This window comes from Streptomyces sp. NPDC021115 (assembly GCF_044333065.1).
Lineage (GTDB): Bacteria > Actinomycetota > Actinomycetes > Streptomycetales > Streptomycetaceae > Streptomyces.
The window spans coordinates 161660-181873 of sequence record NZ_JBIRQF010000011.1 but is presented as its reverse complement, the minus strand read 5'-3'; the positions used below and the strand labels follow the sequence as shown (position 1 = coordinate 181873).

The window sequence follows — 20214 nt, the reverse complement described above, 5'->3', positions numbered from 1 at the left end:
GACCGTTGGGGCCGGGGCGTTTTTGTCGGCGCCCCGGCCGGGGCGGGAACGGATCATGCGGGGCGCAGCAGCACCTTGCCCACCTTCGGATCGCCGCTCCCCACCAGCTCGATGGCGGTGGCGAAGTCGATGAGCGGCAGTTCGTGCGTCACCAGCGGCAGCAGCGTCAGCAGCCCCGCGTCGAAGACCCGCACCGCGTGCGCCCACGCGTCAGGCGCGGCCCCGAACACGGTCTGCACCTCCAGCTGCCGGACGACCAGGTCGGTCGGGTCGAGCCCGTCCGCCGTGTCCGCCGCCGGGATGCCGGTGAGCACCAGCCGTCCGCCGCGCCGCAGCAGGGCCGCCGAGGTACGGGCGGCCGAGGCGGACCCGGCGGTCTCGATGACGATGTCGTAGCCGCCCCGGACGTCCTCCAGCCGGTCCTTCGTGACGAACGACGTGGCCCCGAAGGACAGCGACAGCTGCTCCCGGTCCGGCCGGGTCCCGACCACCAGCAGTTCGGCGGGGGAGACGGCGGCCAGGAACTGCACGGCGATCATGCCGAGCGTCCCGGTGCCCACCACCGCGACCCGCTGCCCGGGCTGCGCGTTCGCCTTGAGCGCGGCGGCCGCGATGCACGCGGCGGGCTCCAGCAGGGCGGCCGCGGTCAGGTCGGCGTCGTCGGACAGCGGGTGCAGCAGCCGGGCGGGCAGGGTCAGGGTGGTGGCCATCGCGCCCGGCTGGGTGAAGCCGGTCTCCTCGTACCCCGCCGTGCACAGCGTGGTCTCCCCGGCGTGACAGCGGTCGCACACCTGGCAGTTGCGGAACCCCTCGCCGACGACCTTGCGGCCCACCAGCGCGTCGGGGACACCGGCGCCGACCGCCTCGACCGTCCCGGACCACTCATGGCCGGGGGTGACGGGGTAACGGACGTACCCCTCGGGCCGGTTGCCCTCGTACACCTCCCGGTCGCTGCCGCAGATCCCGGACGCGTGGACGCGCACCAGCGCGTCCCCGGCGCCGGGCGGGACCGGGGCGGTCTCGGTCAGGTGGAACGCGCCGGGGGCGTCGAGGACGAGCGCGGTCACTGCTTGCCGCCCTTGGGGTCCCGCTTCTCCCAGCCCTCGGCCCACAGGTCGAAGTGCGCCTGCTGCTGCGGGAATTCGGCGGCCGCGTCCGTGTCCAGCTCCACGCCGAGGCCCGGCTCGTGCGACAGCTCGAAGTAGCCGTCCACGACCTGCGGCGCGCCCTTGACCACCTTCTTGATCTCCGCGTCGGCGAAGTCGTTGAAGTGCTCCAGGATCTTGAAGTTCGGCGTGCAGCCAGCGACTTGGAGCGACGCGGCGGTCAGCACCGAACCGCCGACGTTGTGCGGCGCGACCAGCACGTAGTGGGTCTCGGCGGTCGCGGCCAGCTTGCGGGTCTCCAGGATGCCGCCGATGTGGCCGACGTCCGGCTGGATGATGTCGGCGGCCTGCGACTCGAACAGCTCGCGGAACTCGATCCGGTCGTGGATGCGCTCGCCCGTCGCGATCGGCAGGTTCGTCTTCTCCGTGACCTTCGCGAGCGCCTTCAGGTTCTCCGGCGGCACCGGCTCCTCAAGCCACGACGGCCGGAACCGCTCCAGCTCGCCCGCGACCCGCACGGCGGTCGACGGGCTGAACCGCCCGTGCATCTCCACCAGCAGCTCCGCGTCCGGCCCGATCGCGCCCCGCACCGCCTCGACCAGCGAGATCGAGTGCAGCGTCTCGGCGTGGTCCAGCTCGAAGTGGCCGGTGCCGAACGGGTCCAGCTTCAGCGCCCGGTAGCCGCGCTCGACCACCGTGGTGGCCGCCTTGTGGAACGCCTCGGGGGTGCGCTCGACCGTGTACCAGCCGTTCGCGTACGCCTTGACCCGGTCGGTCACCTTGCCGCCGAGCAGCTGCCAGACCGGCACCCCGAGCGCCTTGCCCTTGATGTCCCAGCAGGCCATCTCGACGCAGGCGATCCCGGACATCACGATCTCGCCCGCGCGGCCGTAGTCGCCGTACTTCATGCGGCGCACCAGGTCCTCGACCGCGAACGGGTCCGATCCGGCGATGTGGTTCTTCTCGGCCTCGTGGAGATAGCCGAGGAGCGCATCGGTGTGGCCGAGCATGCGGGTTTCGCCGACGCCGGTGATGCCCTCATCGGTGTGGACCTGCACATAGGTGAGATTGCGCCAGGGAGTGCCGACGACATGCGTGCTGATTCCGGTGATGCGCAAGGCTATGACCCTTCGCGATGTTCGATATTTCGTCACACGTTCGAAATCCTGGCGTGACGGTAATCACCGGGCGTCAGGGGTGTCAATGGCCCTGCGTCGAATGGTTATCGAACGCTGACCTCCCCGCTCCGGGCCATTTGGCGGACGCGGACGTGTCGGTACGACGATCGTGTTCCGCCGCCCGGCAGGCTGCGCCGCTGAGGGTGATGAAAAGACATCGAGAGAGGCGGTCAGATGAAGAGAGTACTGCGAACGGTCGTTCTGGGCGCGTGCGTTGCCGCGGCCGTTGCCGTCGGCGGCGTCCACGCGGGCGGCAACGGCAACGAGGACGGGACCGGCCACGCCACCCGGGCGCAGGGTCCGGACCTCGGCGAGGCGGTGCGCATCGCCATCGGGGGCGGTCCGACGCAGCGGAACCACTGCGAAGGCGGATTCGGGGGCACGAGCAGCGGGACCGGCGACGGCGGTGGCCCGATGGCCCTCAGCGCCTCCGCCCTCAGCGGTGCGGCCGCTCCCGGATCCGCGCTGGGCGGCACCGGCCTGGGCTGCCGCAACATCACCGGATAGCTCCGGTCGCGGTGAGCGGGGGCGGAGGTCAACGTGCCGCCGCGGACGGCACCCGCCCAGCGGTATCGGACACGCCGCACGGGGGTGAGGTTCCCGCGGGCCGCATCGCGCGCCCGATAGCTGTACAGGGACTTCGTCCCCCACAGGGAATCCGCCCCCGCTCACGGAGGTCCGTACCCCATGCCCAACCGCCGCCGCTTCCTCGGTGCCGTCACCGGCCTGCTCCTCGCCGCGCCCCTCACCCCCGCCGCCCACGCGGCCCCGGCTCCCGCCCCGTCGCCCGCCCCGGCCCCCGCCGCCCCGTCCGTCGGTGCCGGGGCCGAGGCCGGAGCCGGGGCCGGGGCCGGGCTCTCCGGGGTGCCGGGGATGGGGCGGCAGGGCCTGCCGCTGCCGTGGGGCAACAACGTCACCGTGGACCGCATCGGGTACGTGGGCGGCGCCGGGCTCGTCGCCCTGTCGGGCACGTACCGCTGTCTGCGGGACGGCGCGGTCATGCCGCGCGCCGACATCCTCGTCACGCTCACCCAGGGCACGGTGCGGGAAGGGATCGGCGGCGGATCGGCGATCTGCGACGGCCTGACGCACCGCTGGTCGGTGCAGGAGCCCGCGGGCGGGGGGTTCGTACCGGGCCCGGCGTATGTGGAGAGCAGCCTGCTGAGGTTCGAGCTCCAGCAGCAGCTTCCGCTTCCGCGGGCCGTGGCCACGGGGGAGCGCGAGATCACGCTGGAGGCGCGCGAGATGTGACACCCGCCCCCTGTCGCCGCGCTTGAGCCCCTTTCCCACGGGGGATATCCCTGGTTTCCACCGCCTTTGTTCAGAGGCGGGCAGAAAGAGGGGGAACGGGGACGATGGCGACGGGGGAACCGCAGGACCGCATCCCGGCGTATCCGGGTGTCGAGCGCTTCGTCGAGGCGCTCGACAAGCTGGTCATCCAGCCACGGCGCAGCCGCAGCCGGGGTGCCGGTGGTGCTGTTGACGGAGGAGGGCGCCGGGCGGGCCGGCCGGAGGATCGTGGGAGGGCTGCGGTCGCGGCTGCGCGGCCGCAGCGAGGTGCTGGCGCCGCACGCGTACGTACCTGCGCTCCCGCCCGCCGCCGATCCGCCGCCGCTACAACCCGTGGCGGATGCGCCGCACCACCCGGTTCGTGCTGCTCTTCGATGAGGCCGGGGCGCTGGACTCGCGGGTGCAGCGCTTCTTGCGCGAACTGCGCTCCGCCGTCGAGGACTTGCGCTGTACGTCGGTGATCGCGATCGCGGCCGGGGCGCGCTCGCTGGCGTCCCGCATCCCGGACATCGAGGCGGCCGACCTGGCCCACGCGGGCGCCGAGCTGGAGCTGGTCGAGCGGCAGGGCATGCGCGCGGGCCAGCCCACCGGGATCGTGGTGCCGGTGAGCGAGGGCCCGGAGGACGACGAGCGGGCGTCGTACTGGCTCGGCCGCCGTCCCACCCTGCTCGCGCCGTCCCGCCGCTGGGGCCCGCGCACCGAGATCGCGGGGGTGGCGGTCGCCGCGCTGATCGCCCTGGGGCTGGTGGCAGGCGGCATCTACCGGCCCCTGTGGGGCGGGGACGGTGACAGCTGCGCGGGCCAGACCTTCCTGGGCAAGGACGGCCAGTGCGTCGGGGTGACGACGGGCAAGCAGTTCGCCCGGGGCACCAACGAGCGGCAGCTCCGCGAGGTGCTGGAACAGATCGACGGGCAGAACAGCGACGTCGACGCCGCGATGGGCCGGCGCGGGGAGGCGGCGCCGCGCTATCGCACCGTCGTCTACATCGGCCCGTTCAGCGGTGGCGCGGGCGCCGACGATCCGGTGCGCGGCGGCATCCTGCCCGAGCTGCGCGGGATCGCGCTCGCCCAGGCCCATGTCAACGCCCTGGCGCTGACGTCGGACGACCGGGTTCCGGTGCGGGTGCTGGTGGCCAACGCGGGCCGTCTCTTCGAGGACGCCCCGGCCGTCGCCGACTCCATCGTCCAGCTCGCCCGGCGCGACCCGTCGATCGTCGGCGCCGTCGGCCTCGGCCAGAGCCGCGGCTCCACGTACTCCGCGATCCGCAGGCTGGACGCGGCGGGCATCCCCGTGATCGGCACCTCGGGCACGGCCGGCTCCCTGCTCTCCCAGGGCCCGCACTACTACCAGCTCGCGCCCGTCGACTCCCGCGCCGGCCAGAGATCATGGCGGCCTTCGTCCGGGGGGCGGCGATGGTGACCCGGCCCGGTCGCGCCCCGGCGAAGGCGCGCCGGGTGATGCTGGTCGCCGATCCGAAGGATCCGTACAGCTCCGGGCCGGCCCGTTCGTTCTGCTGCTGGGCCAGAACCGTTCCTGGGGACTGAGCAGGTGTGGGCACTCCCCGCTGGCCTGGGACGCCCTGTGCTATCTGTCCCAGGCCATCGACGAGGCATGGGTGGGCAGCGGGAAGCGGGACGGGCGGCTCGACCGGGCGCTGGTGCAGGCCGTGCTCTACCAGGGCCTGGGCAGCAGTGGTTTCAACGGGGCGACCGGCCGGATCGACGCCCACGGGGTGGCCGGGGGCGGGCGGCTGACCGCCGACAAGCTGGTGGCCGTCCTGCACGGCGAGCCCGAGGGCGTGCCGCGGTCAGCGCTGCTGTGCGGGGCGGTCACGGCGACCGACATCCGCAAGAAGTGGGGGCCGGAGGAGCGGTACGACTGCCCGGCGCCCACCCCGTGAAGCGCTAGTCGGCCGCGCCTTCGTCGCCCTGCCGCAACAGGGCGACGAAGGCGCGGAAGAGGGCGGGCATGTCCACCGCGTCCGGGTCGTGCAGCCACTGGAACTGGAGCCCGTCCAACATCGCGACCAGCAGCGGCGCCGCGCCCTCCGGGGTGAGCCCGCCGGGCAGCCGGTCGCCGAACTCGCCGCGCAGGCTGTCCGCCATGTCGGCGCGCACCCGCTCGTAGCGGCGGGCGAACCAGTCGCGCGCGGGGTGGTCTTCGGTGACGCTCTCGCCCAGCAGCGCGGAGAAGGTCTGCACGACGCCGGGGCGCATCGCGTTGTACTCCACCAGGGAGGCGAGCAGTTCCAGCGGCCAGCTGCCGCCGCCGTCGCGGCGGGCGGCGCCGGTGTCCCACTGGTCGCGCTCGGCCAGCACGGCGATGAGCAGCGCTTCCTTGGTGGGGAAGTAGTGCAGCAGCCCCTGCTGGGTGAGCCCGGCGCGCTCGGCCACCGCGCTCAGCGTGGCGCCCCGGTAGCCGCGCTCGGCGATGACGTCGAGGGCGCAGCGGACGATCTCCGCGCGCCGCTCCTGACCGCGCCGGGTCGGCGCGTCGTCGTCCGGCTTCTCCGGCTTCCCTGGCTTCTCCACCTTCTCCATGGGAGTACCGTAGGGCAGGTTTGATAACGAAATGATAACGGTACCTACCGGGTTACAGGGAATCGGGTCCACGATATGGGCGACCTGAGGAGGCCGACCGTGGCAGATGCGATCAGTGCGGGCGTGAGCGGTGTCGTCGAAAAGGCGCTCGGCGCGCTCGATCTGGAGACCAAGGCCCGGCTGCTCGCCGGGCAGGACATGTGGTCCCTTCCCGCCGTCCCCGCCATCGGGCTGCGCTCCCTGGTGATGTCGGACGGTCCGATCGGCGTACGGGGCGTGCGCTGGACCGCCGACGACCCCTCCATAGCCCTGCCCAGCCCCACCGCCCTCGCCGCCACCTGGGACCCGGCCCTGGCCCGCCGCGCGGGGCGGCTGCTGGCCCAGGAGGCGCGGCGCAAGGGGGTGCACGTGCTGCTGGCCCCGACCGTGAATCTGCACCGTTCGCCGCTGGGTGGCCGTCACTTCGAGGCGTACAGCGAGGATCCGTATCTCACCGGCGCGATCGGCACCGGCTATGTGCGCGGCGTCCAGGACGGCGGGGTGGGCACCACCGTCAAGCACTTCGTGGCCAACGACGCGGAGACCGAGCGCTTCACCGTCGACAACCGGGTGGGCGCGCGGGCGCTGCGCGAGCTGTATCTCGCGCCCTTCGAAGCCATCGTCAAGGACGCCCGCCCCTGGGGCGTGATGGCCGCCTACAACGGGGTCAACGGCGCCACGATGACCGAGCACCGCGCCCTCCAGCGGGGCGTGCTGCGCGGCGAGTGGGGGTTCGACGGCTTCATCGTCTCCGACTGGACGGCCGCCAGGGACACCACCGGGGCGCTGACGGGCGGGCTCGACGTCGCCATGCCCGGCCCGCGGACCGTCTACGGGGAGGCGCTGGCCGCCGCCGTGCGCGACGGCCTGGTGGCCGAGTCGGACGTGGACGACGCGGTGCGGCGGGTGCTGACCCTGGCCGCCCGGGTCGGCGCCCTCGACGGCGCGGAGCCCGCCGTCGCCCCCGCCGACCGGCCGGGCCCGATCGACGGCGACGCGCTCGCCCGCGAGATCGCCCGGCGGTCCTTCGTGCTGCTGCGCAACGAGACGCGGGTGCTGCCGCTCAGCCCGGGCGGGCCCTCCGGCCTCCGGTCCCTGGCGCTCATCGGCGCCGCCGCCCGGGATGCCCGGGTGCTCGGCGGCGGCTCGGCGCTGGTCTTCCCCGAGCATGTGGTCTCCCCGCTGGACGGGCTGCGCGCCGCGCTGCCCGCCGACGTCTCGCTGAGCTACGCCGTGGGGGCCGACCCCACCGATGAACTCGCCCCCGCCGGGCAGGGCTTCGCGCTGCGCGCCGTCGTCCGCGCCGAGGACGGGCGGGTGCTGGGCGAATCCCGGCTGCCCAGCGGGCAGGTGCAGTGGCTCGGCGACTTCCCCGACGGCGTCGCGTACGAGGAGCTGCACACCGTCGAGGTCACCGGCACCTTCACCCCGCGCGAGAGCGGGGCGCACTCCTTCGGCACCCGTGGGCTCGGCGGCTTCCGGCTGGTCGTCGGCGGTGAGGTGCTGTTCGACGGGCACCAGGCGATGGAGGAGGCCGAGGACCCGTTCGAGGCGTTCTTCGGCTCGCCCGTGCCGCGCGGACGGGCCGAGCTGACCGAGGGTGAGCCGGTCGAGGTCAGCCTCATGAGCACGATCGCCAAGTCGGAGGAGTCGAACTGGCCGGCCGTCTGCTTCAGCCTGGTGCACCGCGCCCCCGAGCGCGATCCGCAGGAGCTGATCGAGGAGGCCGTCGCCGCGGCGGCCGCCGCCGAGACCGCCGTGGTCGTGGTCGCCACCACGGAGAGCGTCGAGAGCGAGGGCTTCGACCGCAAGGATCTGCGGCTGCCGGGCCGCCAGGACGAGCTGGTGCGCCGCGTCGCCGCCACCGGCACCCCGACCGTGGTGGTCGTCAACGCGGGCTCACCGGTGGAGATGCCCTGGCGTGAGGACGTCGCCGCGGTCCTCCTCGGCTGGTTCCCTGGCCAGGAGGCGGGCGCCGCCCTCGCGGACGTCCTCCTCGGCGCCGAGGAGCCGGGCGGCCGCCTCCCGACGACCTGGCCGGTACGGCTGACGGACGCGCCCGTCAGCCAGGTGACCCCGAGTGACGGCCAACTCTCCTACGACGAGGGCGTCTTCATCGGCTACCGGGCGTGGGAGCGGCACGAGGCGGCCGCCCCGGCGTACTGGTTCGGCCACGGCCTCGGCTACACCGACTGGGCGTACGAGGCGGTGGACTTCACCCCCGCGGGCGACCCCACCGGCGCCGCGGCGGACACCCACATGGGCGATTCCGTGGGCGGCCGACCGGGCGATCTGGGCACGGTCACGGTCCGGGTGCGCAACGTGGGCTCCCGGCCCGGCCGGGAAGTGGTCCAGCTCTATCTGGCCCCGCCGTCCGGCGACCCGGAGGACCGCCCCGCCCGGTGCCTTGCGGGCTTCGCGACCGCGGAGGCAGGGCCGGGGGAGACGGTCGAGGTGGCGATCCCGGTGCGGCGCCGCGCGGCGGAGATCTGGGACGAGGCGGCGGACGCCTGGCGCCTGGTCCCCGGCCCGTACACGGCGGCGGCGGGCCGCAGCGTGGCCGACCTCCGCCTCACGGCACGGGTGGTGGTGTCCTGAGGGGACTGAGGAGGTCTAGGGGCTGGTGATGCGGCGGTAGGCCATCGCGGCCAGCTGCTGCTGACCCACCTTGCTGGGGTGGAACCAGTCCCACTTGCTCAACTCGCGCTCCGTGAAGCGGTATTTGTGCACGGCGCTGTCGTAGCGGCACAGCGGGTCCTTCCCGCAGACGTCCTTCAGCGCCTTGTTGTAGTCGTCCACCTGCTTGTCCACCCGCTGCCGCCGCTCCGTCGACGCCGCGTCCATCGCGTCGGAGTCCTTCAGCATCGACGGGCAGATGCCCAGCTTCCAGATCTGCCGCCCCAGCACGTTCTTCCGCCCCTGCGACCACAGCCGCTTCAGATCCGGGACGCTCGCGACGTACACCTGCGTCTTCGGCACCTCGCGGCGCAGCCGGGTGAGGGCCGAGGTGAAGGTCGAGCGGAACTCATCCGTCGGGGTCATGGCGTCGACCGAGTCCCGGCAGGCGTCATTGGCGCCGATCATCACGGTCACCAGCTGCGGCTTGCGCACCGCGGCCGCCTGCATCTGGCCCGGCAGATCGGCCATGACCGCGCCGGTCTTGGCGTAGTTCCAGCTGCGCGCGCCCGACCGCAGCCGCTGGGCGAGGCTGTCCACGTCGGTGCCGGTGGACCAGGAGACCCGGGGACAGTCGGAGAGCACCGAGCAGGCGTCGAAGCCCCGGGTGACGGAGTCGCCCAGGGAGGCGATGGAGCTGGGGCGGGTGTTCCACACGGGGCCCTCGGCGGCATGCTTGCCGCCCCGGCTCGGCCCGTTCCGGGAGGGATCGTCGGAGCTGCCGAAACAGCCCGCCGTGCTCAGGATGGCCGCCGTCGTGAGCAGGACGACACCGGTACGCACGGTGGTCCGCTGCTTCCCGCGTGGTGCGCTGGCCCGCATGACTGTTCCCCCTCCGACTGTTGGGTGATAACTATCCTGGACCGACGGTACGTCACTCCTCTGGCCGGTCCGCGCGGTACGTTTTTCTTGTGGCAGTTGGGCATCAGCCCAGCACCAGAAAGAGCATTGCGATACCGTCACATTACGCTGCGTCACATCCTGTCCCTTTTCTAGAGAATTCTGCCCGATAAATTTCACCGCAGGTAACCTCGGGACTGGTGCGAGGGTGATCATTAGGGCAGAATGTCGTGTGCTGTCCCGGGCGTGACCGGTACGGGCGCGAGGCCGCTGGGGAAGGCGCACCTCGAACCGCACAGGAGGCCCCGGTGACGACACGTGGAGTTCTGTATGTGCACTCCGCTCCGCGCGCGCTGTGCCCGCACGTCGAATGGGCCATCGCGGGCGTACTCGGTGTGCGCGTCACCCTCGACTGGATCAAGCAGCCCGCCGCCAACGGCACCTGGCGCGCCGAGTTCTCCTGGCAGGGTGAGGTCGGTACGGCCTCCAAGCTGGCCTCCGCGCTGCGCGGCTGGCATCTGCTGCGCTTCGAGGTGACCGCCGAGCCCTGCGCCACCGCCGAGGGCGAGCGCTACAGCGCCACCCCCGAACTGGGCATCTTCCACGCCGTCACCGGCATGCACGGCGACATCCTGATCCCCGAGGACCGGCTGCGCGCCGCGCTGGGCCGCTCCGCCCGGGGCGAGGGCGACCTCCAGGCGGAGATCGCCAAGCTGCTCGGCAAGCCGTGGGACGACGAACTGGAGCCGTTCCGCTACGCGGGTGAGGGCGCCCCCGTCCGCTGGCTGCACCAGGTCGTCTGACCCCTCGGTCTTCGCTTCGAGCGCACTCCACGCCCTAGCGTGAGGAGATGACCGAACAACTCCCGGCCGCGACCTCCGTCGCGGTGCTCGGCACCGGCATCATGGGCTCCGGCATGGCCCGCAACCTCGCCCGCGCCGGACTCGACGTCCGCGCGTGGAACCGCACCCGTGCCAAGGCCGAACCGCTCATCCCCGACGGTGTACGCGTCACCGACACCCCCGCGCAGGCCGTGGACGGCGCCGACGCCGTTCTGACGATCCTGCACGACGGCCCGGCCGCCCTGGAGGCGATGCGCCAGGCCGCCCCCGCGCTGCGCCCCGGCACGGTGTGGGTCCAGGCCACCACCGCGGGGCTCGACGGGCTCGACTCGCTCGCCGCGTTCGCCCGTGAGCACGATCTGATCCTCCTCGACTCGCCCGTCCTCGGCACCAAGCAGCCCGCCGAGAACGGCCAGCTCGTCGTCCTCGCCGCCGGTCCGCCCGCCGCCCGCGCCGCCGCGGCGCCGGTCTTCGACGCGATCGGCAGCCGTACGGTGTGGATCGGCGACACCGGCGAGGAGGGCGCGGCCACCCGGCTCAAGCTCGTCATCAACAGCTGGATCCTCGCCATCACCCACGGCACCGCCGAGGCGCTCGCCCTCGCCAAGGGGCTCGGTGTGGAGCCGCAGGGCTTCTTCGACGCCATCGCGGGCGGCCCGCTGGACAACGGCTATCTGCACGCCAAGGCGGGCCAGTTGCTGGGCGGCGACCTCGCGCCCAGCTTCGCGGTCAGGACCGCCGAGAAGGACGCCCGGCTGATCGTCGAGGCGGGGCAGCGGTCCGGCGTACGGCTGGACCTGGCGGCCGCGGGCGCGGAGCGGTTCCGGCGCGCCGTCGGCCAGGGCCACGGCGACGAGGACATGATCGCCTCGTACTTCGCCAGCTTCGAGGACGGCGACCAGGACGGCGACCGGGACGGCGACCAGGGCTGATACGCGCAAGGGCGCGCCCCCGGCCGGAGCCGGAGGCGCGCCCTTCGTCCGTATCGCCGCCTCAGACGGTGCGGAAGGCCAGCACCACGTTGTGGCCGCCGAAGCCGAACGAGTCGTTCAGCGCCACGATCGGGCCCTCGCCCGGCAGCGCCCGCGCCTCGGCGCGCACGACGTCCGCGTCCACCTCGGGGTCCAGCTCATCGAGGTTGATCGTCGGCGGGGCGAGCCGGTGGTGCAGCGCGAGCACGCTGGCCACCGTCTCCACACCGCCGGTGCCGCCCAGCAGATGTCCCGTCATGGACTTGGTGGCGGAGATCGCCATGTGGTCCACGTCGTCACCGAAGATCTTGCGCAGCGCCTTGATCTCGGCCACGTCGCCCTGCGGCGTCGAGGTCGCGTGCGCGTTGATGTGCGCGATCTCGACGGGCTTCAGGTCGGTGCTGTCCATCAGGTTCTGGAGCGCGTGCGCGATGCCGTTGCCGGACGGCTCCGGCTGGGTGATGTGGTGGGAGTCGGCCGAGATGCCCTGGCCGACCGCCTCCGCGTACACCCGGGCGCCGCGCGCGGCGGCGTGCTCCGCCGACTCCAGGACGATGACGCCCGACCCCTCGCCCATGACGAAGCCGTTGCGGTTGACGTCGAAGGGACGCGAGGCGCCCTGCGGGTCGTCGTTGTTCTTGGACATCGCCATCATGTTGCCGAAGGCGACGATGGGCAGCGGGTGGATGGACGCCTCGGTGCCGCCCGCGACGACCACATCGGCGCGGCCGCTGCGGATCATCTCGATGGCGTAGCCGATGGCCTCGGCGCCGGACGCACACGCGCTGACCGGGGTGTGGACACCGGCGCGGGCGCCGACCTCCAGTCCGACGTTGGCCGCCGGGCCGTTGGGCATCAGCATCGGCACGGTGTGCGGGGACACCTTGCGGACGCCCTTCTCGCGCAGCACGTCGTACTGGTCGAGCAGGGTGGTCACGCCGCCGATGCCGGAGGCGACGACCGCGCCCAGCCGGTCCGGGTCGACCGACGGGTCCTCGCCGGCCTTGCCGGTGAAGCCCGCGTCGGCCCATGCCTCACGGGCCGCGATCAGCGCGAACTGCGCCGACCGGTCGAGCTTGCGCGCCTGCGGGCGCGGCAGGACGGTGCCGGGGTCCACCGCGATGCTCGCGGCGATGCGGACCGGCAGGTCGGCCGCCCAGTCCTGCTCCATCAGGCTGATGCCGGATCGACCGGCGATCAGTCCTTCCCAGGTCGACGAGGCGTCGCCACCCAGCGGCGTCGTGGCACCAACACCGGTGACGACCACGGTGTGATTGGTCGAGTTCACAGGAATTCTTCACTCCTACGTAGGAGGTGCTGGACCTCTGCCACCGCGTGGGTGGCGACGGACGCTCGGCTCAGCCCTGGTGCTTCAGGATGTAGTCGACGGCGTCGCCGACGGTCTTCAGGTTCTTGACGTCGTCGTCCGGGATCTTCACGTCGAAGCGCTCTTCGGCGGCGACGACGACCTCGACCATGGACAGCGAGTCGACGTCCAGGTCGTCGGTGAAGGACTTGTCCAGCGCGACGTCCTCGGCCGGGATACCGGCGATCTCGTTGACGATCTCGGCGAGACCTTCGAGGATCTGCTCCTGCGTGGCGGCCATTGCGGCGCTCCTTCTTCGATGTGTTGCGGTGGGTGTGCAGCGCCCGACTCGTCCGGGACTGCGTGGATCTGGGCTAGAGAGCCTATGGGAGGGTAACGACCGTCGCTGCGTAGACGAGACCCGCCCCGAAGCCGATGACGAGCGCGGTGTCGCCGCTCTTCGCCTGCCCCGTCGCCAGCAGCCGCTCCATGGCGAGCGGAATGGAGGCGGCGGAGGTGTTGCCGGTGGTCTCCACGTCACGGGCGACCGTGACGTGCTCCGGCAGCTTGAGGGTTTTGATCATCGAGTCGATGATCCGCATGTTGGCCTGGTGGGGGATGAACGCGTCGAGGTCGTCCGCGCTGATTCCCGCCTCGTCCAGGGCCTGCTGGGCGACCTTCGCCATCTCGTACACCGCCCAGCGGAAGACCGCCTGGCCCTCCTGGCGCAGCGCCGGGAAGCGCACCTCGTCGGTGGAGTGGTCGCGGTAGACGTCCCAGGGCAGCGTCTGGCTGATGGTGTCGGACTTGTCGCCCTCCGAGCCCCAGATGGTCGGGCCGATCGCGGGCTCCTTGGACGGGCCGACGACCACGGCGCCCGCGCCGTCGCCGAACAGGAACGCCGTCGCCCGGTCCTCCAGGTCGGTCAGGTCCGAGAGCCGCTCCACGCCGATGACCAGGACGTACTCCGCCGTGCCGTCGGTGACCATGCCCTTGGCTACGGTCAGCCCGTAGCCGAAGCCCGCACAGCCCGCGGAGATGTCGAACGCGGCGGGCTTGCCGGTGCCCAGCAGATGGGCGATCTCGGTGGCGACCGCCGGGGTCTGCTTCATGTGCGAGACGGTCGAGACGACCACGCCGCCGATCTGCTCGGGCGTCAGCCCCGCGTCGGCGATGGCCTTCCCGCCCGCCTCGACGGACATCTGGGCGACCGTCTCGTCCGGACCGGCCCAGTGGCGGGTGGCGATGCCCGAGCGGGAACGGATCCACTCGTCCGAGGAGTCGATGTGCTTCAGGATCTCCTCGTTCGGCACCACCCGGGTGGGGCGGTAGCCGCCGACGCCGAGAATGCGCGCGTACGGGGCGCCCTTGCTGGGCCTGATCTTCGCGGTCATGCTCTCGGAACTCCTATTCGGCTATACGGCCGGGGTGTCGGCGGCGGGTACGGCGTGCTCGGCGATCAGCGCGCGTGCCGCGTCGAGGTCCTCCGGAGTCTTGAGTGCCAGCGTCGCCACGCCCGGCAGGGCCCGCTTGGCAATGCCGGTGAGGGTCCCGCCCGGAGCCACCTCGATCATCGCGGTGACGCCCAGCTTCTGGAACGTCTCCATGCACAGGTCCCAGCGGACCGGGTTGGACACCTGGGCGACCATGCGCTGGATCACCTCGGCGCCGGACGCCACGACCCCGCCGTCCCGGTTGGACACGTACGCCGTACCCGGGTCGGCGATCGGCACGCCCGCGACCAGGGACTCCAGCGTGGCCACAGCCGGGGCCATGTGGTCGGTGTGGAACGCTCCCGCCACCTTGAGCGGTACGACGCGGCGCACGCCCTCCGGCTTGTCCTCGGCCAGCGCCGCCAACTGCTCGGCGGTGCCCGCGGCGACGATCTGCCCGGCGCCGTTGACGTTGGCCGGGGTCAGCCCGAGCTTGTCGAGGTGCGCGACGACCGTCTCCTGTTCACCACCCAGTATGGCGGCCATCCCGGTCTCGGCGCGGCCCGCGGCCTCGGCCATCGCCAGTCCGCGCCGGCGCACCAGCACCATGGCGGCCTCGTCGTTCAGGACACCGGTGGCCGCGGCCGCGGTGATCTCGCCGACGCTGTGGCCCGCGGCGGCGCCGACCACGTCCTGGAGGCGGTGCGGGACGTCGGCGAACAGCGCCCGGGTGGAGACGAGTCCGGCGGCCACCAGCAGCGGCTGGGCCACCGCGGTGTCGCGGATCTCCTCCTCATCGGCCTCGGTCCCGTAGTGGACCAGATCCAGGCCGGAGACGGCCGACCACCACCGCAGGCGTTCGGTGACGCCGGGGAGGTCGAGCCAGGGGGTCAGGAAGCCGGGCTTTTGGGCGCCCTGGCCGGGAGCGACGAGTACGAGCACTCTCACACTCTCTCTTGTGGGTGGTCCCGCCCGCCCGTGGGGACAAGGACGAAGAACGGTCAAGGGAATTGTCGAGGTCCAACAAAGGGCTACGGAAATATGTCCCCGTCGGCAAGACGCCCGAGGATCAGGGCTATCCGTAGTGTGAACGCCGACCGCACGTCGGATGGTGACCATCCGGTGACGTCGGTCACACGTCGTAGCCGGTAGCGCACGGTGTTGGGGTGAACAAAAAGCATCCGGGCGGCGCCTTCGAGACTGCTCGCCTGCTCCAGGTACACACTCAGCGTTTCCAGCAGCGCCGAGCCCGCCTCCTCCAGCGGTCTGTAGATCTCCTCCACCAGCTGGGCGCGGGCGGCCGGGTCCCCGGCCATCGCGCGTTCCGGAAGAAGGTCGTCCGCCAGCACCGGACGCGGGGCGTCCGGCCAGGCCGTGCACGCCTTCAGACCGGCCGCGGCGGCCGCCGCCGAGCGGGTGGCCGCCAGCAGATCCGACACCACGGGACCGGCCACCACCGGGCCCGCGGCGAACGGCCCGATCAGCGCCTTCGCCGCCTGGAGCGGATTGTCCGAACCGCCCGCCACCACCACCAGCCGGTTGCCGAGCACTCCGGTGAGCACCTGGAGCTTGGCGTGGCGGGAGGCCCGCCGGATCGCCTCCACCGTCAGCTCGCTGTCCCCGTCGGGCGCGGTGCCCAGCAGTACGCACACATGCTCGGGCGAGTTCCAGCCGAGCGCCGCCGCCCGGGACAGCGCGCCCTCGTCGGCCTCCCCGGACAGCACCGCGTTCACCACCAGCGACTCCAGCCGGGCGTCCCAGGCGCCGCGTGCCTCGGCGGCCTGCGCGTACACCTGGGCGGTGGCGAAGGCGATTTCCCGCGCGTACACCAGCAGCGCCTCGCGCAGCACCGCCTCGTCGCCGGGAGCCGCCACCTCGTCGATGGCCGACTCCATGACCTCGATGGTCGTACGGACCATCTCCACCGTCTGCCGCAGCGTGATCGCCCGGGTCAGCTCGCGCGGCGCCGTACCGAACACATCGGTGCTGATCGCCTGCGGTGCCTCCGGATGCCGGAACCACTCCGTGAAGGCCGCGATACCCGCCTGCGCCACCAGCCCGATCCAGGAGCGGTTCTCCGGTGGCATCGCCCTGTACCACGGCAGCTGCTCGTCCATCCGCGCGATGGCGGCGGCGGCGAGCTTCCCGGACGACTTCTCCAGACGTCGCAGGGTGGCACTGTGCGGATGCGGGGTGTTCGCGGCTGGTTCAGGCACGAGGACAAGACTGCCTTATCGGAGGGTGAACGCTGGGGGCGGGAGGCTACGCGCAGGTAGGGACGGGGGCGGGACGGGCCGGTCAGGGGCGCACTACCGTGGACCGGATGATGTGGGTACAGCGGTCCGGTGCACGGTATCCGGGCGGGGACGGAGCGGGCGTCGAGACGCGCCACGCCTTTTCCTTCTCTGGACACTACGACCCGGACAACGTGCGGTTCGGGCTCCTCGTCGCGTGCAACGAGGAGCATCTCGCCCCCGGCGCGGGCTTCGCCGAACACCCGCACCGCGATCTGGAGATCGTGACCTGGGTCGTCGAGGGCGAACTCACCCATGAGGACTCCACCGGCCACCGGACCGTGGTCCGCCCCGGCGACGTCCAGCGGCTGAGCGCGGGCGGCGGCGTACGCCACTCGGAGCGCAACGAGTCCGCGGCGCCGCTCACCTTCGTTCAGATGTGGCTGGCGTCGGGCGCGGTCGGCGCCGAGCCGGAGTACGAGGTCGTCCGCGGCATCGCCGACGGCACCCCGTACGCCCTGGCCCGCGCCGAGGCGGTGCTCCACGTACGGCGCCTCGGCGATGGCGAGCGCACCGCGCTGCCGGACGCGCCGTGGGTGTACGCGCATGTGGTGCGCGGTGCGGTGCGGATCGGGGACGAGACCCTGGCGGCGGGCGACGCGGCCCGCCTCACGGACGCGCGGGACGCGGAGGCGTGCGCGGTGGGGGCGGCGGCGGAGCTGCTGGTGTGGGAGATGCGCGCGGAGCCGGTGTACGGCTAGACGGCTGGGGCCGACCGCGCGTTTCAGGACCGGGAGCGCCCGGCCCAGTACGTGCCGTCGGGGAAGGCGTACTCGGCCAGCGAGGCGTCGTGCATGCGGGCGCTGTAGCCGGGCTGCCGCGGCAGGACGTACGCGCCGTCGAGGACGACGCAGGGGTCGGTGAAGTGCTCGTGGAGGTGGTCCACGAACTCCGTGACCCGGCCGTCGAGGCTCCCCGAGACGGCCACGAAGTCGAACACCGAGAGGTGCTGCACGAGTTCGCACAGCCCCACCCCGCCCGCGTGCGGGCACACCGGAACGCCGAACTTCGCCGCCATGAACAGCACGGCCAGCACCTCGTTGACGCTGCCCAGGCGGCAGGCGTCCAGCTGGCAGTAGTCCAGCGCCTCGGCCTGGAAGAGCTGCTTGAACAGCACCCGGTTCATGCCGTGCTCCCCGGTGGCCACCCCGATCGGGGCCACCGCCTCACGCACCCGGGCGTGCCCGAGGATGTCGTCGGGGCTGGTGGGCTCCTCGATCCACAACGGTGTGAACTCGGCGAGCGCGCGGACCCAGTCGATGGCTTCGGGCACGTCCCAGACCTGGTTGGCGTCGATCATCAGATGGGCGTCGCCGCCGATGACCTCCCGGGCGATGGCGCACCGCCGCACATCGTCCTCCAGGTTCCCGCCCACCTTCAGCTTGACGTGGCGGTATCCCGCGTCGACGGCCTCCTGGCACAGCCTGCGCAGCTTGTCGTCGGAGTAGCCGAGCCACCCGGCGGACGTGGTGTACGAGGGGTATCCGGTCTTCTCCAGCCGCGCGATGCGCTCCTCGCGGGTACCGGCCTGCCGGGTGAGGAGGGCGATCGCCTCCTCGCGGGGCAGGACGTCGGACAGGTAGCGCAGGTCGGCGGCGTCGACGAGTTCGGCGGGCGTCATCGTCGCCAGGAGCTTCCACAGCGGAAGCCCGGCCCGGCGGGCGGCGAGGTCCCAGACCGCGTTCATGACCGCCGCGAGGGCGAGGTGCACGACGCCTTTCTCGGGGCCGAGCCAGCGCAGCTGCGAGTCGGACTGGAGCTCGCGGTAGATGCCGCCGAGGTCGGAGGTGAGGTCCTCGACGTCGCGCCCCAGCAGCGGGCGGGCGCGCTGCTCGGCGGCGGCCACGCACAGGTCGTTGCCGCGGCCGATGGTGAACGTGAGCCCGAACCCCGACAGCTCGGGGTCGCTGGTGCGCAGGACGACGTATGTCGCCGAGTAGTCGCCGTCCTTGTTCATCGCGTCGGATCCGTCGGCCGTCTCCGAGGTGGGGAAGCGGACGTCGAGGACGTCCACGGCGGTGATCGTGGTCATCGGCCCCTGCTCTCTATAGAATCTTGCATATATCTATAGATTGAGGATGGATGTTATATGAAGTCAACCCCGACGACCGAGGTGTACGCCCGGCTGCGCTCCTTGATCATCGGAGGGGAGGTCCCGCCCGACACCAAGATCAATATCGTGGCTCTGGCGCGGGACCTGGGCGTCTCCCAGACGCCGGTGCGCGAGGCGCTTCAGCGCCTGGAGGGCGACAACCTGATCACGTACCAGCCGGGGCGGGGCTACAGCACGACACCGCTGCTCGACCTGCCAGGGCTGCGCGCGCTGTTCGAGTTCCGGCTGCTGGTCGAGCCGTGGGCGGCGCGGGCCGTGGCGGTGGACCGGCTGACCAACCCGGGGGCCGCGCTCGGCCGTCAGCTGGACGCCTTCGAGGGCGCGCTGGCCGGGCGGGAGAAGGGGGAGCCCGATCCGGACGTCAGGGATGTCCGGCAGGAGCTGGTGGCGCACGACGCCGCGTTCCACGCGGCCGTCATCGCGGCGTCGGACAACTCAGTGGTGGCGCAGGCGTACGAGCAGACCCACTGCCATCTGCACACCTTCCGGCTGTACCCCGAGGAGATCGACACGGCCAACACCGTCGTCGAGCACCGGCGGATCAGCGCGGCGATCAGCGGATGCGAGCCGGACGCGGCCGAGGAGGCCATGGCCGATCACATCAGGAGTTCGTTCGAGAGGTTCGCGAGGGCGTTCGCCGACCCTCATGCGGCGAGTGCTCCCCAGGTGCCGCCGCGGCGCTTCCTGGCCTGAGCTGCCAGGAAGCAGCATCACAGCGGGCGGCGGGCTATCGCAGCTCGGCCAGCACCGAGTCGGTGAGCACGGGCCAGACCTCGATCGCCCACGGGCCGAAGGCCCGGTCCGTCAGGGCGACGCAGGCCGCCCGCGCGTCCGGGTCCACCCACAGGAACGTCCCGGACTGGCCGAAGTGGCCGAAGGTGCGCGGCGAGGACGAGGCGCCCGTCCAGTGCGGCGACTTCCCGTCGCGTATCTCGAAGCCGAGCCCCCAGTCGTTCGGCTTCTGGTGCCCGTACCCCGGCAGCACCCCGGTCAGCCCCGGGTACACCACGGACGTCGCCTCCGCCACCGTCCCGGCCGCCAGCAGCCGCGGCGCCTGGAGCTCGGCGGCGAAGCGCACCAGGTCCTCGACGGTCGAGACGGCGTCCTTGGCGGGCGAGCCGGTCAGCTCGGTCGCGGTCATGCCCAGCGGCTCCAGCACCGCCTGCCGCAGATACTCGCCGAAGGGGATGTCCGTCGCCTTGGCGATGTGATCGCCGAGCACCTCGAAACCGGCGTTGGAGTACAGCCGCCGGTCGCCGGGCGCGGCGACCGTCCGGTGCTCGTCGAAGGCGAGCCCCGAGGTGTGGGCGAGCAGATGGCGCACCGTGGCGCCCTCGGGCCCGGCCGCCTCGTCCAGCTCGACCGCGCCCTCCTCGACCGCGACCAGCGCGGCGTACGCGGCGAGCGGCTTGGTCACCGAGGCCAGCGGGAATCTGTGGCCGACCGGGCCGTACGATCCGGCCACGGTGCCGTCCGCGCGTACGACGGCGGCCGCCGCCGTCGGGACCGGCCAGTTCTCGATCATCCGCAGGCTCTCCATGGGGCCCGAGCCTATCGCCGACCAAGATTCCGCCAAATCCGCGCT

At 72.3% G+C, this 20214-nt stretch carries 20 protein-coding genes; 9 read left to right on the top strand and 11 right to left on the bottom strand.

The window, feature by feature from the left end; genetic code table 11:
• Nucleotides 1-53 precede the first annotated feature (53 nt).
• Nucleotides 54-1067: a zinc-binding dehydrogenase gene (locus ACH4TL_RS29575; RefSeq protein WP_398321808.1), complete on the bottom strand. Its 1014-nt coding sequence runs from the start codon at nt 1065-1067 to the stop codon at nt 54-56.
• Nucleotides 1064-2224 carry a mandelate racemase/muconate lactonizing enzyme family protein gene (locus ACH4TL_RS29570; protein ID WP_398321806.1) on the bottom strand — a complete coding sequence of 387 codons (1161 nt, stop codon included), beginning with the start codon at nt 2222-2224 and terminating at the stop codon, nt 1064-1066. The genes ACH4TL_RS29575 and ACH4TL_RS29570 overlap by 4 nt, the downstream gene beginning before the upstream one ends.
• Nucleotides 2225-2458: 234 nt before the next feature.
• Here ACH4TL_RS29570 and ACH4TL_RS29565 point away from each other — a divergent pair, with 234 nt between their 5' ends.
• The 4 genes from ACH4TL_RS29565 (at nt 2459) to ACH4TL_RS29550 (ending at nt 5475) form a co-directional block, all read left to right on the top strand.
• Complete coding sequence (locus ACH4TL_RS29565; RefSeq protein ID WP_398321803.1) at nt 2459-2791, top strand: hypothetical protein; 333 nt, start codon at nt 2459-2461, stop codon at nt 2789-2791.
• Between the two features lie 180 nt (nt 2792-2971).
• Complete coding sequence (locus ACH4TL_RS29560) at nt 2972-3535, top strand: DUF6299 family protein (RefSeq protein ID WP_398321800.1); 564 nt, start codon at nt 2972-2974, stop codon at nt 3533-3535.
• Nucleotides 3536-3914: 379 nt separating this feature from the next.
• On the top strand, nt 3915-4994 hold the full coding sequence (locus ACH4TL_RS29555; RefSeq protein WP_398321797.1) for a hypothetical protein: 1080 nt from the start codon (nt 3915-3917) through the stop codon (nt 4992-4994).
• 196 nt (nt 4995-5190) lie between these two features.
• The gene (locus tag ACH4TL_RS29550; protein ID WP_398321794.1) at nt 5191-5475 is read left to right on the top strand and encodes a hypothetical protein; all 285 of its coding nucleotides are present in this window, start codon (nt 5191-5193) and stop codon (nt 5473-5475) included.
• Between the two features lie 4 nt (nt 5476-5479).
• Here ACH4TL_RS29550 and ACH4TL_RS29545 read toward each other — a convergent pair whose 3' ends face one another.
• The gene (locus ACH4TL_RS29545) at nt 5480-6115 is read right to left on the bottom strand and encodes a TetR/AcrR family transcriptional regulator (protein ID WP_398321791.1); all 636 of its coding nucleotides are present in this window, start codon (nt 6113-6115) and stop codon (nt 5480-5482) included.
• Between the two features lie 75 nt (nt 6116-6190).
• On the opposite strand from ACH4TL_RS29545, the gene ACH4TL_RS29540 reads away from it, so the two are divergent.
• Nucleotides 6191-8752, top strand: coding sequence for a beta-glucosidase (locus tag ACH4TL_RS29540; protein ID WP_398321788.1), 2562 nt, complete (start codon nt 6191-6193; stop codon nt 8750-8752).
• A gap of 15 nt (nt 8753-8767) precedes the next feature.
• Here ACH4TL_RS29540 and ACH4TL_RS29535 read toward each other — a convergent pair whose 3' ends face one another.
• The gene (locus tag ACH4TL_RS29535; protein ID WP_398321785.1) at nt 8768-9652 is read right to left on the bottom strand and encodes an SGNH/GDSL hydrolase family protein; all 885 of its coding nucleotides are present in this window, start codon (nt 9650-9652) and stop codon (nt 8768-8770) included.
• A gap of 326 nt (nt 9653-9978) precedes the next feature.
• On the opposite strand from ACH4TL_RS29535, the gene ACH4TL_RS29530 reads away from it, so the two are divergent.
• Both ACH4TL_RS29530 and ACH4TL_RS29525 read left to right on the top strand, forming a co-directional pair.
• Nucleotides 9979-10473: a DUF3145 domain-containing protein gene (locus tag ACH4TL_RS29530; RefSeq protein ID WP_398321782.1), complete on the top strand. Its 495-nt coding sequence runs from the start codon at nt 9979-9981 to the stop codon at nt 10471-10473.
• A 47-nt stretch (nt 10474-10520) separates the two neighbouring features.
• Nucleotides 10521-11444 carry an NAD(P)-dependent oxidoreductase gene (locus ACH4TL_RS29525; RefSeq protein ID WP_398321779.1) on the top strand — a complete coding sequence of 308 codons (924 nt, stop codon included), beginning with the start codon at nt 10521-10523 and terminating at the stop codon, nt 11442-11444.
• A gap of 61 nt (nt 11445-11505) precedes the next feature.
• On the opposite strand, the gene fabF is transcribed toward ACH4TL_RS29525, so the two are convergent.
• From fabF to ACH4TL_RS29500, 5 genes are all read right to left on the bottom strand, one after another.
• Nucleotides 11506-12771, bottom strand: a complete 1266-nt coding sequence (fabF, locus tag ACH4TL_RS29520; RefSeq protein WP_398321776.1) for a beta-ketoacyl-ACP synthase II — start codon at nt 12769-12771, stop codon at nt 11506-11508.
• A gap of 70 nt (nt 12772-12841) precedes the next feature.
• Nucleotides 12842-13090: an acyl carrier protein gene (locus ACH4TL_RS29515; RefSeq protein WP_009718247.1), complete on the bottom strand. Its 249-nt coding sequence runs from the start codon at nt 13088-13090 to the stop codon at nt 12842-12844.
• Between the two features lie 82 nt (nt 13091-13172).
• Nucleotides 13173-14183 carry a ketoacyl-ACP synthase III gene (locus ACH4TL_RS29510; protein WP_398321772.1) on the bottom strand — a complete coding sequence of 337 codons (1011 nt, stop codon included), beginning with the start codon at nt 14181-14183 and terminating at the stop codon, nt 13173-13175.
• A gap of 21 nt (nt 14184-14204) precedes the next feature.
• A complete protein-coding gene (locus ACH4TL_RS29505; RefSeq protein WP_398321769.1) occupies nt 14205-15164 on the bottom strand; it encodes an ACP S-malonyltransferase in 960 nt (319 codons plus the stop codon).
• A gap of 89 nt (nt 15165-15253) precedes the next feature.
• A complete protein-coding gene (locus ACH4TL_RS29500; protein ID WP_398321766.1) occupies nt 15254-16438 on the bottom strand; it encodes a PucR family transcriptional regulator in 1185 nt (394 codons plus the stop codon).
• A gap of 110 nt (nt 16439-16548) precedes the next feature.
• On the opposite strand from ACH4TL_RS29500, the gene ACH4TL_RS29495 reads away from it, so the two are divergent.
• Entirely contained in the window at nt 16549-17217 is a 669-nt protein-coding gene (locus ACH4TL_RS29495; RefSeq protein ID WP_398322155.1) for a pirin family protein, read from the top strand.
• A 23-nt stretch (nt 17218-17240) separates the two neighbouring features.
• Here ACH4TL_RS29495 and ACH4TL_RS29490 read toward each other — a convergent pair whose 3' ends face one another.
• The gene (locus tag ACH4TL_RS29490; RefSeq protein WP_398321763.1) at nt 17241-18548 is read right to left on the bottom strand and encodes an L-fuconate dehydratase; all 1308 of its coding nucleotides are present in this window, start codon (nt 18546-18548) and stop codon (nt 17241-17243) included.
• A 57-nt stretch (nt 18549-18605) separates the two neighbouring features.
• On the opposite strand from ACH4TL_RS29490, the gene ACH4TL_RS29485 reads away from it, so the two are divergent.
• Entirely contained in the window at nt 18606-19322 is a 717-nt protein-coding gene (locus ACH4TL_RS29485; protein ID WP_398321760.1) for a GntR family transcriptional regulator, read from the top strand.
• Nucleotides 19323-19356: 34 nt separating this feature from the next.
• Here the strand turns inward: ACH4TL_RS29485 and ACH4TL_RS29480 are convergent, their stop codons facing one another.
• The gene (locus ACH4TL_RS29480; protein ID WP_398321757.1) at nt 19357-20169 is read right to left on the bottom strand and encodes a serine hydrolase domain-containing protein; all 813 of its coding nucleotides are present in this window, start codon (nt 20167-20169) and stop codon (nt 19357-19359) included.
• Nucleotides 20170-20214 lie beyond the last annotated feature (45 nt).

Coding starts and splice junctions, on each gene's coding strand:
- ACH4TL_RS29565 (WP_398321803.1), top strand. CDS start 2,459: ATGAAGAGAGTACTGCGAACGGTCGTTCTGGGCGCGTGCGTTGCCGCG.
- ACH4TL_RS29560 (WP_398321800.1), top strand. CDS start 2,972: ATGCCCAACCGCCGCCGCTTCCTCGGTGCCGTCACCGGCCTGCTCCTC.
- ACH4TL_RS29555 (WP_398321797.1), top strand. CDS start 3,915: ATGCGCCGCACCACCCGGTTCGTGCTGCTCTTCGATGAGGCCGGGGCG.
- ACH4TL_RS29545 (WP_398321791.1), bottom strand. CDS start 6,115: ATGGAGAAGGTGGAGAAGCCAGGGAAGCCGGAGAAGCCGGACGACGAC.
- ACH4TL_RS29540 (WP_398321788.1), top strand. CDS start 6,191: ATGGGCGACCTGAGGAGGCCGACCGTGGCAGATGCGATCAGTGCGGGC.
- ACH4TL_RS29535 (WP_398321785.1), bottom strand. CDS start 9,652: ATGCGGGCCAGCGCACCACGCGGGAAGCAGCGGACCACCGTGCGTACC.
- ACH4TL_RS29525 (WP_398321779.1), top strand. CDS start 10,521: ATGACCGAACAACTCCCGGCCGCGACCTCCGTCGCGGTGCTCGGCACC.
- ACH4TL_RS29515 (WP_009718247.1), bottom strand. CDS start 13,090: ATGGCCGCCACGCAGGAGCAGATCCTCGAAGGTCTCGCCGAGATCGTC.
- ACH4TL_RS29510 (WP_398321772.1), bottom strand. CDS start 14,183: ATGACCGCGAAGATCAGGCCCAGCAAGGGCGCCCCGTACGCGCGCATT.
- ACH4TL_RS29495 (WP_398322155.1), top strand. CDS start 16,549: ATGTGGGTACAGCGGTCCGGTGCACGGTATCCGGGCGGGGACGGAGCG.
- ACH4TL_RS29490 (WP_398321763.1), bottom strand. CDS start 18,548: ATGACCACGATCACCGCCGTGGACGTCCTCGACGTCCGCTTCCCCACC.
- ACH4TL_RS29485 (WP_398321760.1), top strand. CDS start 18,606: ATGAAGTCAACCCCGACGACCGAGGTGTACGCCCGGCTGCGCTCCTTG.
- ACH4TL_RS29480 (WP_398321757.1), bottom strand. CDS start 20,169: ATGGAGAGCCTGCGGATGATCGAGAACTGGCCGGTCCCGACGGCGGCG.